The 12,891-nt window shown below is 73.1% G+C and carries 11 protein-coding genes and 1 pseudogene; 5 read left to right on the top strand and 7 right to left on the bottom strand.

Going from position 1 to position 12,891, the window contains the following annotated elements; translation table 11 throughout:
- Window position 1 precedes the first annotated feature (1 nt).
- Complete coding sequence (locus AB0D67_RS23950) at window positions 2–331, top strand: DUF3140 domain-containing protein (RefSeq protein WP_362939734.1); 330 nt, start codon at window positions 2–4, stop codon at window positions 329–331.
- Between the two features lie 163 nt (window positions 332–494).
- Here the strand turns inward: AB0D67_RS23950 and AB0D67_RS23945 are convergent, their stop codons facing one another.
- Window positions 495–770, bottom strand: a complete 276-nt coding sequence (locus AB0D67_RS23945) for a GlsB/YeaQ/YmgE family stress response membrane protein (RefSeq protein WP_362939731.1) — start codon at window positions 768–770, stop codon at window positions 495–497.
- 337 nt (window positions 771–1,107) lie between these two features.
- Between AB0D67_RS23945 and AB0D67_RS23940 the strand changes: the two are divergent.
- The 4 genes and pseudogenes from AB0D67_RS23940 to AB0D67_RS23925 all read left to right on the top strand — a co-directional run.
- Window positions 1,108–2,661 (top strand): annotated as a pseudogene (locus AB0D67_RS23940) (GH1 family beta-glucosidase); the annotation flags it as partial.
- Window positions 2,638–3,510, top strand: a complete 873-nt coding sequence (locus tag AB0D67_RS23935) for a LacI family DNA-binding transcriptional regulator (protein ID WP_362939906.1) — start codon at window positions 2,638–2,640, stop codon at window positions 3,508–3,510. The pseudogene AB0D67_RS23940 and the gene AB0D67_RS23935, both read left to right, overlap by 24 nt.
- Before the next feature lie 237 nt (window positions 3,511–3,747).
- A complete protein-coding gene (locus tag AB0D67_RS23930) occupies window positions 3,748–4,254 on the top strand; it encodes an SRPBCC family protein (protein ID WP_362939729.1) in 507 nt (168 codons plus the stop codon).
- A 288-nt stretch (window positions 4,255–4,542) separates the two neighbouring features.
- Window positions 4,543–6,012, top strand: coding sequence for a DNRLRE domain-containing protein (locus AB0D67_RS23925; RefSeq protein WP_362939726.1), 1,470 nt, complete (start codon window positions 4,543–4,545; stop codon window positions 6,010–6,012).
- A 168-nt stretch (window positions 6,013–6,180) separates the two neighbouring features.
- Here the strand turns inward: AB0D67_RS23925 and AB0D67_RS23920 are convergent, their stop codons facing one another.
- The 6 genes from AB0D67_RS23920 to AB0D67_RS23895 all read right to left on the bottom strand — a co-directional run bounded on the left by AB0D67_RS23920 (window position 6,181) and on the right by AB0D67_RS23895 (window position 12,890).
- The gene (locus AB0D67_RS23920; RefSeq protein WP_362939723.1) at window positions 6,181–8,523 is read right to left on the bottom strand and encodes a germacradienol/geosmin synthase; all 2,343 of its coding nucleotides are present in this window, start codon (window positions 8,521–8,523) and stop codon (window positions 6,181–6,183) included.
- A gap of 330 nt (window positions 8,524–8,853) precedes the next feature.
- A complete protein-coding gene (locus tag AB0D67_RS23915) occupies window positions 8,854–10,212 on the bottom strand; it encodes an FtsX-like permease family protein (RefSeq protein WP_362939720.1) in 1,359 nt (452 codons plus the stop codon).
- On the bottom strand, window positions 10,209–10,985 hold the full coding sequence (locus AB0D67_RS23910) for an ABC transporter ATP-binding protein (protein ID WP_362939717.1): 777 nt from the start codon (window positions 10,983–10,985) through the stop codon (window positions 10,209–10,211). The genes AB0D67_RS23915 and AB0D67_RS23910 overlap by 4 nt, the downstream gene beginning before the upstream one ends.
- The gene (locus AB0D67_RS23905; protein ID WP_362939714.1) at window positions 10,978–11,502 is read right to left on the bottom strand and encodes a PadR family transcriptional regulator; all 525 of its coding nucleotides are present in this window, start codon (window positions 11,500–11,502) and stop codon (window positions 10,978–10,980) included. Before AB0D67_RS23905 ends, AB0D67_RS23910 begins: the two co-directional genes overlap by 8 nt.
- A 135-nt stretch (window positions 11,503–11,637) precedes the next feature.
- The gene (locus AB0D67_RS23900; protein ID WP_362939711.1) at window positions 11,638–12,183 is read right to left on the bottom strand and encodes a DUF1697 domain-containing protein; all 546 of its coding nucleotides are present in this window, start codon (window positions 12,181–12,183) and stop codon (window positions 11,638–11,640) included.
- A 65-nt stretch (window positions 12,184–12,248) separates the two neighbouring features.
- Window positions 12,249–12,890, bottom strand: a complete 642-nt coding sequence (locus AB0D67_RS23895) for a helix-turn-helix domain-containing protein (protein ID WP_362939708.1) — start codon at window positions 12,888–12,890, stop codon at window positions 12,249–12,251.
- Between the last annotated feature and the right edge of the window lies 1 nt (window position 12,891).

The following is a 12,891-nucleotide window of genomic DNA, read 5'->3' as shown; positions in this document are numbered from 1 at the left end:
CATGGCCGCGGACCGGGAGCGGATCTCCGCCGAGTTCGGCGAGGCGGTCAACATGACCGCCGCCGAGCTGGAGCGCTGGCTGCGCACCTCCGAGTCCGAGGCCGCCGGCGACAGGTCAGGGGGCGGCGAGTCGACGGGACACGAGTCCGGCCGCCGCATCACCGAGATCCTCCGCAAGAAGAAGGGCGACCTGTCCGACGACGACTACGCCCACATGCGGAAGGTGACCGGGTACGTCCACCGTCACCTCGCGCAGCGCCCGTCGGGGGACGTCACGGACACCCGGTGGCGGCACTCCCTGATGAACTGGGGCCACGACCCGCTCAAATGACGCCCGCCGCTCCTCACCGGGCCGCCACTCGTCGACGGGACGGGCCTCCGACGGGACGGGCCTCCGACGGGACGGGCCTCCGACGGGACGGGCCGGGGACACGGCCGCTCGTGCGGCGTGTCCCCGGCCCGTGCCGGTCCCCGGGACGGCTTCGCCCGGGGCGTCAGCGGACGCCGCCGCGCCTGCCGTACACGCTGGCGATCAGGAAGACGCCCAGCGCGGCCACGACGACCTGAAGGATCAGTTCGATCCAGTCGATGCCGGCCGTCGCGCCGACCCCGATGGCCCTGGCGATCCCGGAGCCGATGAATGCGGCGATGATGCCGATCACGACCGTGAGCCAGATGGGGATGTTCTGCTTTCCCGGCAGGATGAGCCGGCCGAGAGCGCCGATGATGGCCCCGATGATGATGGCACTGATGATGCCGGTGACTGTCATGTCTCACACTCCCCCTGATCGCACGGCTTTTCCGCCGTACGCCCCCTGGAAGCCGTATGCCCGGCGCGGAAAGAACGACACATAAGACAGATCCTTCATTTAAATAATCCTTATTGATTAATCGCTTTTTCCACTCCATACGGCACCACGACGGCACGCGGTGGGAACAGCGGGCGCGGCGGGCCCCGAGGACCGTGACGGGTCCCGCGACGGGATCCGGAGGCCACGGCGGTATCACCGTTCGACGCCGGGCACCCGGCACCCCGATGATTCAGATGTCCGCGACGACGGGGACGGCGGCGGCGCCGTACCCTCACACGACAGGGGGCCGGTAACGATGACCGGGACGTTCACCGCCATCGCCGGGAGGACGCTGTCCTTCCCCGACGGCTTCGTCTGGGGGGCCGCGACCGCCGCCTATCAGGTCGAGGGGGCGGCGGAGGAGGACGGCCGCGGCAGGTCGATCTGGGACGTCTTCGCCCACACCCCCGGGCGCGTCGCGGGCGGCCACACCGGCGACATGGCCTGCGACCACTACCACCGCTACCGCGACGACGTCCGCCTGATGCGGGAGCTGGGCCTGGGCGCCTACCGCTTCTCGGTGGCGTGGCCGCGGATCCAGCCGACCGGCTCCGGCCCCGTCAACACCGCCGGGCTCGACTTCTACGACCGCCTCGTGGACGAGCTGCTCGCGGCCGACGTCTCCCCCTACGTGACGCTGTACCACTGGGACCTGCCCCAGGCGCTGGAGGAGCGCGGCGGCTGGACGGACCGCGACACGGCCCACCGGTTCGCCGACTACGCGCGGATCGTGCACGACCGGCTGGGCGACCGCGTCGGCACGTGGATCACGGTCAACGAGCCCTGGGTGGCGTCCGTCCTCGGGTACGGCATCGGCGCACACGCGCCGGGCCGCGCGTCCTGGCGGGACGCCTTCCACGCCTCCCACCACCTGCTGCTCGCCCACGGGCTGGGGGCCCGGGCGCTGCGCGACGCGGGTGCCCGGGAGATCGCCCTGACGCTGAACCTCGCCCCCGTGACGACCCCCGGACGGCTGGACGACCCCGAGGCGGCGCTCTCCGCCGAGGACGCCGCGGCGGTGGACCTCGTCGACTGCCTGATAAACCGGCAGTTCCTCGACCCGGTGCTGCGCGGGGAGTATCCCGCCGCCGTCCTGGACGTCATGGAGCGGGCCGCCGGCCTCGGGCACATCCGCGACGGCGACCTGGAGACCGTCAACCAGCCGCCCGACCTGCTCGGGGTCAACTACTACACCCCCTGCGTGGTGAGCGCCGAGCCGGGCGAGGCGGCCAACCCGGCCTATCCCGGCACCGAGGGCATCCGGTTCGGCGACTCCTACGCCCCCACGACCGCCATGGGCTGGCCGATCGTCCCTACGGGCCTCACCAGCCTGCTCGTCCGCCTCGCCCGCGACTACCCCGAGGCCGGTCTGCTCGTCACCGAGAACGGCGCCGCCTTCGAGGACACGGTCTCCGGCGAGCACGTGCACGACGCCGACAGGACCGCCTTCCTGGAGGGCCACCTGCGGGCCGCGCACGCCGCCGTCGACGCCGGAGCCGACCTGCGCGGGTATCTCGTCTGGTCGCTGCTGGACAACTTCGAGTGGGCCGAGGGGTACGGCAAGCGCTTCGGGATCGTGCACGTCGACTTCGTCACCCAGCGCCGGCTGCCCAAGGACAGCGCGCTGTGGTTCCGCGACGTCATCCGGAACAACGGGCTGCGTGCCGGACGGGCCCGGCGTCCCACCCTGGAGGAGGTGGCCGCCCGGGCGGGCGTGTCCAGGTCGACCGTCTCCCGGGTGATCAACGGCGAGGCCGCGGTCAGCCCGGAGTTCCGGGAGGTCGTCATGAACGCGGTCACCGAACTCGGCTACGTGCCCAACTCGGCGGCCCGGAGCCTGGTGACCCGGCGCACGGAGTCGATCGCGCTGATCGTCCCGGGCGGCGCCCGCGCGGGGGACCCGCTGTTCGCCGCGGCCGTGGACGCGGCGGGCCGGGAGCTGGAGCGGGCGGGCAAACGGGTCACGCTCATGTTCGCCGGCTCCCCCGCGGACCGGAGCCGGGTGGAGCGCCATCTGTCCGCCGGGCACGTGGACGGGGCCCTGCTGCTGCCCGCCCGGGTCTCCGATCCGCTGCCCGGCGCGCTGGCCGGGACGGGCGTCCCCGTCGTGTCTCTGGGCAGGCCGCCGGCCGCGGTGGCACTGCCGTACGCCGGGACCGACGACGCGGGCGGGGCCGCGGCGGCGGTCGGGCACCTGCTCGGCCGGGGACGGCGGCGGATCGCGACGATCCGCGGACCGGTGGACCTCACCGCCGCGAGGGACCGGTTCGACGGTTACCGGGACGCCCTGCGGGACACAGGGTTCCGGTCCGCCGACGCGGTCGGCGACCTCTGCCGCGCCTCGGGGGCCGCCGCCATGCGCGAACTGCTCACCGCGGACCCGTCGCTGGACGCGGTCTTCGTGGCCGGCGACCTGATGGCGGCCGGCGCCCTGCACGCGCTGCGGGAGGCCGGGCTGCGGGTGCCCGGGGACGTCGCGGTCGTGGGGTTCGGCGACGACGAGGACGCCGCCTACACCGTTCCCTCACTGACCACGGTGCGCGTCCCGTGGGCGGACCAGGTCCTGGCGGCGGTGCGCCTGCTCCTGCGCCAGATCGGCGGCGGCCCCTCGTCCTCGGTGATCCTCCCCACCGAACTGGTCGTCCGGTCCTCCTCCTGACCCCCGCCGGTACGGCGGGCCGCCCCGGGGTCCGGCGAGACGGGCCGCGACCGCGCGGTGGGGCGGCCGCGCGGTGGGGCGGCCGCGCGGTGGGGCGGTCCTTCCCCCCACCCTTGACCGGGACAGGGGTGGGCACCGGCGGCCCGATCGTCCATCGTGTGAGGTGACGATGACGGAGTCGTCGGTGAGACCGGCGGCGGGCACCGGGCGAGGTGCCGCGAGCACGCGGAGGCGGGAATGGAAGACCACGGCGTCACGGGAGCCAGGGTGGAGATCGAGGCCACCGTCGGCCTGCCTCCGGAGCGGTTGTGGGACCTGATCACGGACGTGCCGCGGATCGCCGACTGGAGCCCGGAGTGCGAGCACCTGGCCTGGCTGGACGCCGACGACGCCGCGCCGCGCGTCGGGGCGCGGTTCGAGGGGCGCAACCGCCGCCAGGACCGGGTGTGGACGGTGACGTCCGTGGTCACCGAGGCCGACCGCCCCCGCTCGTTCGCCTGGTCGGTGCTCGACCGCGCGGGCGACCCGGAGCGCCCCTCCTCCCGGTGGCGCTACGACCTGGAGCCGGCCGAGGAGCCGGGCCGGACCGTCGTGCGCCACAGCTTCGAGCACGGCCCCGGCAACAGCGGCCTGCGCGAGATGATCCAGGGCAACCCGGAGATCGCCTCGGTCATCCTCGACGTACGGCTGGGCGAGCTGCGCAAGCACATGACCGAGACCCTGGACGCGATGACCCGCGACTGAGCGCCGAGGCGCCATCGTCCCGAGCCCGTCCGGGCGTACCCGGGACCGCCGGGCGCGTCCGCCGGAACCTCAGGCGTGCCAGGGACCGCCGGATCCCGGGCGTGGAACGCGCCATGTCCGGGGTTCCGGCGTGCCTTTCACGATGGGTTTCAGCCTCCGCTGAAAAGCCTGTTCCGGTCTTCCCCGGCGTTGCTAGCGTGCCCCGGAACTCTCCGTCCCGGCACCGCCGCCGGCCCGTGCCGCGCGGCGGCTCACGCGCGGGACGGACCGGGAAACGAGGAGAGCAGTGTGCCGAAGGAAGACGACGATCGCCGGGAGAGCCGGCACGTGGGGATGCCACGGCGCGTCGCACGGGTGATCGCCCCGATCGTGATCGCCCTGTCGGTCGTCCCCGCGACGACCGCCCAGGCCGGGGCGGTCCCTCCCGCCCAGCGGCACACGAGCACGACGACCGCGGCGGCGGGCGGCTCGGTGACCGTTCCGGCGAGCGCCGACACCTACGTCGTCCAGGAGCAGCCGGCCACGGCCTACGGCTCGGCCACGAAGATCACGGCGGCGAACTGGGCGAGCTGGCATTCCGAGGCGCTCGTCAGGTTCGCCGTACCGGCGACCCCCAAGGGGAAGACGATCACATCGGCGCGGCTGCAACTGGACTTCGCCAAGCTCGACCAGCAGCCGGGCGAGATCCGCCTGAACACGGTCGCGGACGACTCCTGGTCGGAGGCCACGACCTACAGCGGCAGGCCGGCCCTCGGCGCGGCGGCCGGCAAGGCGCAGATCAGCTCGCAGGGCACCGAGACGATCTCCGTGAACGTGGCGCCCGAGTCGCTGAGGAGTCCGGGCACCGTCTCCTTCGCGCTGACCGACCCGACCTCCGGCTCCGCGGCCTCCTTCCACAGCCGCGAACACGGGGCCGACGGCCCGCGCCTGGTCATCGGCTACGGGGACACCGCCGCCGCAACGTCCCTGTGCGGCGCGTCGATCGGCAAGGAGGCGAACGAGACGCAGCAGCAGGCGTTCGACCGGATGAACAAGCTCTTCGGCGGCCTCGACATGGTGCGGATCTTCTACACCGGCCTGCCCGAGGCCTGGCCCGGGAAGCTGAACGTCGGCACCCGGCCGGTCGTCGTGTCGTTCAAGGGAAACGCGAAGGACCACCTCAAGGGAACCTACGACGCCCGGATGCGGGCGTGGTTCGCCGGCGCACCGCGCGACCGCGACGTCTACTGGGTCTACTACCACGAGCCCGAGGACAACATCCGCGACGGTGAGTTCAGCGCGTCCGAGTACAGGGCCGCGTGGAAGCACCTGAGCGCGCTCGCCAAGGCGGCGGACAACCCGCGGCTGCACGCCACCATGGTCCTGATGCAGTGGAGCCTCACGGACGCGTCCGGCCGCGACTGGCGGGACTACTATCCCGGGGACGGGGTGCTCGACGCGCTCGGCTGGGACGTCTACAACCATCCCTCGGCGGCTTCCAAGGGGGTCTACACCGACCCGGCGAAGCTGCTCGCCGATATGGTGCGGGTCAGCAGGAGCGTGAACCTGCCGTTCGGTGTGGCCGAGATGGGTTCGGCGATCGCAGCGGGGGACGACGGCACGCGGCGCGCGGCCTGGATCCGCGCGATGAACACGTACCTGAAGGACAGCGGTTCGCTGTGGAACCTCTGGTTCAACGTGAACTGGCCGTCGGGTGACTACCGGCTCACCGACCCGGCCGGCATCGGCGCCTGGAAGGACTTCTGCGCGGAGAGCTGAGCGGTCCCCGCGCGACGAGCCGGGAACCGGTCCGGTGTGCGCGCCGGGCCCGCGTCGCCGTACGCGGGCCCGGCGTCCGGTCGGGAACACGCCCCACCGCGGCCGCCGCACCTGGGGACCGCGCGGCCGCATCGGGGCGTGCGGCGACCGTACGGGACCCCGTGGCGGTCAGCGGGCGGCGGCCGCCGCGAACCGCGCCGCGGAGGTGCCGAGCCCGGTCGGCGCGAACGGGAAGCCGGTCGTGGCGGTGAACCGGTGGCGGAGCAGCTCCGCCTCGGTGTACCGGGCGCACCGGCGGTGCCACTCCAGGATGCCGGACATCCACTCCTTGAGGTCGTCGGCGTGACGGGTGAGGATCCGGCGGGCCGTCTCGTCGAGATCGAAGTCGTCGAACAGGGCGGGAAGCCCCTCGGCGACGATGTGCTCGAACTGCCGCATCCGCGCCTCCATCAGGTCCGCCACGACGTCCCGGGCGGTGAGCCGGTCCACCCCGAGGAAGTGCTCCACCACCACGACGATGTTGTGGAACTCGCCCTCGAACTCGACCTCCTTCTGGTAGGAGAACAGGTCGTTGGTGAAGCAGGCGTAGTCCTGCGCCGCGGTGTCCAGCTCGCGTATGGTCCGCGTCCGGTAGATCTCCTCGGGCACCGCGTCGGAGTGCGCGAGCCGGGCCAGGCTCATCGTCATGTCCGACCCGAACGTCCTGCGGCGCATCTCGATGTAGTCGACCGGGTCGGGGACGCGGTTCTGGGCCTGGTTGGCCAGTTCCCACAGCCAGCTGGAGGTCATGTCCTCGACCGCCCGGCGGAACCGCCGCCGGTGATCGGCCGTCATCGGCCCCGCCGTACGCCGCCACAGGTCCGCGAGGCCCGCCTCGATCGGGTTCACCGGCTCGGGGACGGCCTCGCCGTCGTCCAGCGGCATGAACAGGCGCAGCCGCTCGTCGCAGAGCTTCGCCGCCGCGAGGTCGCGGGTCGCGCCGAACACCACGGGGAAGTAGTCGTCGCCGTACGTCCCCCAGGCCAGCCAGTCGGACGACAGGTCGAGCTGCCCGGGGGTCGCGTCGGCGTGGATCATGGCGGCGCAGTGCGGGAAGTCGAAGCCGCGGAAACGCCGCTCGTCCCATATCCCGCCGGCCTCCACCCCCGGCACGGAGTCGAACATGCCCATCCCCCTGGCCCAGCCGACCGCGTGACGCCGGGAGGCGTCCAGGTGGGGGCTGGTACGGACCGCGTACGGCATGCGCAGGGCGGGCAGCGGCAGGTGCCCCACCGGGCGGAACGGCGCGAAGGAGTGCTGACGCGCCCGGGTCCGCAGCCCGAGCCGTCCCGGGGAGGGCGCGAGCCTGGCGGCGGAGGTGCCGAGACCGGCCGGCCCGCCCGGCACGGCGCCCGGGATGGGTGAGGTGGGGCCGGACGCGGTTCCCGGGTCGGGGACGATGAGCCCGGAGGCGACGCCGGAGCCGGGGGCGGAGGCGGTGGGGGCGTCGGAGGCGGTGGTGTCGGGGGCCGTGGCGTCGTTCATGTAACGACTGGAGCGCGCGTGCCACTCGTGCCCGCCGGACTGCCAGTCCTGAAGCCCCTTGACGTAGGCCGCCACCGCGACCGCCTCGGACGGGGACGCGGAGTGCTCGGACAGCAGCGACGGGACCTCGGCCAGCGCCGTGTTCTCGAACTGCTGCAACCGCGAGGTCAGCAGGTCGTTGACCAGCTCGGCGGCCTCCTGCGTGGAGCAGCCGAAGAACCGCTCGAAGACCAGCACCGCGTTGGAGTTCTCGCCCTCCTCCCGGACCTCGCGCTGGTAGGAGAACAGGTCGTTGCGCAGGTGCACGGCGTCGGAGAACGTGTCCGACAGCACCCGCATCGGCCTCGCCTCGGCGAAGGCTTCGGGGATCTCCGCGCCGGAGGCGTACTCGACGAGGTTCGCCGACCACGGGGCCCCGCCGACCCGCCTCCTCATCTGGACGTACTCGATCGGGTTGGCGATCCGGCCGCGGTCGATGTTGTCCAGCTCCCACATCGACTCGACCATCAGGTTGTGCGTGCTGGTGACGAAGCGCCGCCGCCACCCCTCGGACATCGCCGGGACCGTGCGCTCCCACAGGTCGGCGAGGCCCGCCTCGGCCGGGTTCGCGGGCTCCGGCGGCGTCTCGCCGTCGGCGGTCATGAACAGCTCCAGGCGGTCGAGGTACGCCTTGGCCCCGGTGAGGTCGCGGGAGTACTTGAAGTGCTCCAGGAAGTGGTCGTCGAAGAAGAACACCCAGACGTACCAGTCGGTGACCAGGTCGAGGGTGGGGCCGTCGCAGTCGGGGTGGGTGTAGGCGCACATCAGCGCGTAGTCCATGCGGGCCAGCGCTTCCCCGTCCCAGACGACGCCGCCGCCGGGCCGGGGGGCGTCGAGCATGCCCATCCGCCGGGCCCAGCCCGTGCTGTGCTCCCGGGCGCGCTCCAGATGGGGGTTCAGCCTCGCCGGGTACGGCATGTAGAAGTCGGGCAGCGTGAAAGCCTGCATGTGGGCGCCTACTCTCGTGCTCCTGAACCTTCGCCCGGCGGGCCGCGCTCGCCTCCGCCCGGACATGACCTATCACTGACGGTAATGAGACTGACACTTTACGCGCCCGGCCCGCAAGGAGGTACGGGAAATCCCGGCCGGACAGATGAAACGGGCAGACGAGCCGGGCGGACGGAACGGACGGGTGATCCGGACGGGTGGAACGGGCGGACGGCAGGAGCCCGTCCGCCCGGCCCCGGCGAAGGGGTGCGGAGCCGTACGGCGCGGGAGTCCCGGGACCGCCCGGCGAGGTGGCCCCGGGACCGTTCGAAAGGGCCCGGGACCACCGGGTCAGTCGGCGCGCAGTTCCTCCGGACGGACCCAGCGGCGCAGGATCGGCCGCGCGGCCCTCGCCACCAGCACGGCGGCCAGCACGCCGATCCCGGCCATCGCCGCCGCCACGACGGAGGCGGCCAGCGCGCCGGGCCTCCGAAGGTAGAGGTCGGCCACGGCCAGGACCACGACGCCCGCCCCGGCGACCGCGCTGACCACGCACACCGGCAGCGCCGCGATGAGCGCCTGCCGGGTGAGGACCCGCCCCAGCGCGGGGACGGGGACGCCGGAGGCGGCCAGGACCGCGAACGACCTCCGGTGGTCCAGCAGTTCCTCGGCCTGGTGCACCACGAGGGCGCCGGCCGAGGTGACCATGGCCGCCAGCAGGGCGAGGTACACCAGCGTGTAGGCCGTCACCTGGAAGGCGGTCAGATGATCTGTTTGGAACACGGTGAGCGTCTGCTGGGCGGCCACGGCCGAGCCGAAGAACACCGTCAGCCCGACGACCGACAGCGCGCGGGCCCACGCCCGGGGGTCGGCCTCGACCATCCGCGCGGCCAGCAGCGTCTCGGGCGCCGACGTCCCGCGCCCGGCCCGGCGAGCGGCCGTCCGCCCGGCCCGACGGGCGGCCCTCCCGACCAGCCACGCGGTGGCCAGCACCAGTCCGAAGAGCAGCAGCACCGCCCCGGCGGCGATGGCCACGGCCGCGCCGTACTTGTTCCCGAGGAAGAACCTGCCCTTTCCAGTGAGCGCGGACGCCAACAGTCCGACGCCCAGTGCGACGAGGCCGAGGTCGCGTGCCCTCGGTCCCCGCGGCCGGGCCCGCCGTACCACGCCGAGCGGGGAGGCGATCACGTGCCTGCCCGCCACCAGGCCGGACCACGCGGCGACGAGCACGACCGCGGCGAGCACGATCGACGTCCAGAGCAGCGGACGCACCGGTACGACGTCGCCCAGCGACCATCTCGCCACCAGGGCGGCGAGCAGGTAGACCGCGACGCCGAGAGATCCGCCCACCAGAGCCGACCGCCCGCTCTCGGCCGCCCCGACGAGCCGTACCTCGCGTGGGGTGGCTCCGGCCAGCCGGAGCGCGGCCAGCCGCCGTTCCCTGGTCGCGGTCGTCAGGCGGCTCACCTGGTAGAGGAACGCGACGGCGGGTACGGCCAGCAGCGCCAGGGTGAGCGCCACCATGAGCCGCGGCTCCTTCTCGGTGAGGACGCCGAGACTCCCACGCCGCTCGTCGAGCCGGAACGCCGTCAGGTGCAGTGCCAGGCACAGCAGGACGGTCGCGAGCGCCGCCCCCGCGGCCATCAGGCGTCCGCGTGTCCGCTCGCGGCTGGACCTTCCCCGGCTGAGCATCCGGATCAGTGTGATCACCGGCTCACCCCGCCGGTCGTCGGCGCTCCGCCCGCGGCCTCTCCCGGCGTCTCCACCGGTTCCTCTTCCGGCGCCCTGTCCGGCGCGTCCACCGGCGTCTCCCGCGCCGAGGCGGTCGCGCCCGCGACGACCCGGCCGTCCCGCAGCGCGATCTCCCGGTCGGCGTAGGCGGCCACCCGGTTGTCGTGGGTGACGACCACCAGCGTCGCCCGGCTCTCCCTGACCGCGCCGACGAGCTCGCCCATCACCCGTTCCCCGGCCAGCGAGTCGAGCGCGCCGGTGGGCTCGTCGGCGAAGACCACCCGCGGTTCGGCGGCCAGCGCGCGGGCCACCGCGACCCGCTGGAGCTGGCCCCCGGACAGCTCCGCGGGCCGCTGCCGGGCGCAGCCCGCCACGTCCAGCCGCTCCAGCCAGGTGCGGGCGGCCTCCAGGGACTCCTGACGTCCTCGCCCGCCGAACAGCAGCGGCAGCACGACGTTCTCCTCCGCGGTCAGCTCGGGCACCAGCTCGCCGAACTGGAAGACGACGCCGAAGTTCTCCCGGCGCAGCCTCGTCCGGGCGTCCTCGTCCAGGGTGTCGAGACGCCGCCCGGCGAACAGGACCTCCCCGGCCTCGGGGCGGACGATCCCGGCCAGGCAGTGCAGCAGAGTGGACTTGCCGGAGCCGCTCGGGCCGGTGACGGCGACGACCTCACCCTCCCCGATCTCCACGGACGCGCCGTCCAGCGCCGTGGTCCGGCCGAAGGACTTGCGCAACGCTCGCGCCTCAAGCATCGGTCTCTCCCATCAGCACGGTGTGCCGTTCCAGCGCCGTCTCGATCCATCGCAGGTCGGCGTCGAGGTGCTGGAGCGCGTAGTCGGCGGCCAGCACCTGGGCGGGCGGCCCCGACGCCTTCTGAGCGGTGAGCTCCCGCATCCGCGCCAGGTGGGCGGCGCGCTGCCTGAGCAGGTAGTCCTCGGCCGTCCCGCCCGCCAGTGCCGCCACCACCACCCGCGCGAACAGCGGGCTCGCGACGTACGGCGCGGGCGTCTCGGTCTCCGCCAGCCACCGGTCCAGCTCGGCCCGCCCGGCCCCGGTGATCGTGTGGACCGTGCGTTCCGGGCCGCCCTCCTGGGCCGTCCCGGTCACCTCGGTGAACCCGTCACGCTCCAGCCGCTGCAGGGTCGCGTAGACCTGCCCGTAGGCGAGCGGTTTGACGCCGGGGAGGCGTTGGTCGTGTTCCTTCTTGAGTTCGTAGCCGTGCTTGGGCCGCTCGCTGAGCAGGCCGAGCAGGACATGTCCGGTCGACATGATCGCGACTATACATTCACTGTATACATTGAGCGAATAGTTTTCGCCGACGCTGCCCGGCGGCGGGCGTCCGAATCGGCGGGCGTCCGGTGGGGTCGGCGGGCGTCCGGCCGTGTCGGCGGGCGTCCGGTGGGGTCACTCCTCCGCGAGGGCCAGCAGCTTCGTGACGGTGTTCCAGTTGCGCATCGTGGCCCGCGTGTTCGACCGCTTCTCCAGCAGGGGCGGCAGCTTCGGACGGCGCAGGCCGTCCGGGAAGTACACGTAGAGCTCGCGCCTGCCCACCGCCATCTCCTCCGGCGCGTACTCGGCCGGGTCGAGGGCCGCGAGCACCTTCCGGTCGGGGGCCTCCGGCAGGAAGACCACCCCGAACCTGACCGGATCCCTTACCTCCAGCGGGTTCTCCTCGACCACGGCGCGCAGTTCCGCGGCCGTCCGCACCATGACGGCCACCGACAGCCCCAGCTCCGCGGTGATCCGCCGCTCGATCTCCGCGGCGACCCGCTCGGGCCGCCTCTCCGTCTCGGACGGCTTCTCCGCCGGGACGAACAGGGCGTTCCCGCTCCGGAGATGGGTCCGCGCACCGGTGTGGCCGAGCCCTTCCAGCAGCGCGCGGAGATCGGACATGGCGACCGTGGTCGCGGGGCTGACGTTGATGCCGCGCAACAGCGCCACGTACCGCATCGCACACCTCTTCCTCGCTCCGGACACGCCTGCCGGAGCCCGTTCCGCGGAGTCCGCGGACGACGCTACCGGTCGTCGATGATCGCGGCCGTCACGGTGTCGACGTACCACTGCTCGTAACGCTCGCGCGGCCAGCCGCGTTGCCGTACGAGCCAGTCGTAGTTGCGGACGTCCATCGCCAGCCAGAGGACGTCGGCCGCGCTGTCGACGTCATGACCGGGCCGCAGCCGGCCGGTGGCGGCCAGATCGGCGGCGAACATGGCCATGCCCTGCCTCCGCTCCCGCACGTTCTTGTTCCAGATGGAGGCCGCGTCCGGGTCGGCGGTGGCGGCACCGGCCAGCGCGATCATCACATCCACCTGGCGGGCATGGGTGTGCGCGAGGTGGCGGGCGTAGGCCGCGAGCATGGCCCGGGGGTCGGACAGGGAGCGGATCTCGGCGACGAAGGGCCGGTCGGGCAGACTCACCGGCTCGTCGTCGCCGGCGATGGTGACGTCGACCAGCTCCGACAGCAACTGTCGTTTGCTGCCGAACGCCGCGTACACGGTCTGGATCGCGACTCCGGCCTCGGCGGCCACGGCGGTCAGCGGCGTGGCCGCGTAACCGGGCTCGACGAACAACCTGCGCGCCGCGTCGAGGATCGTCCGCCGGGTCTGACGAGCCTGCTCCTGTCTGCGCGCCGACTGATACCGCCTCTTGACAGCCATC

The organism is Streptosporangium sp. NPDC048047 (assembly GCF_040653115.1).
Lineage (GTDB): Bacteria > Actinomycetota > Actinomycetes > Streptosporangiales > Streptosporangiaceae > Streptosporangium.
The sequence above is the reverse complement of the archived record's forward strand: the minus strand, read 5'-3'. Positions and strand labels throughout refer to the sequence as shown.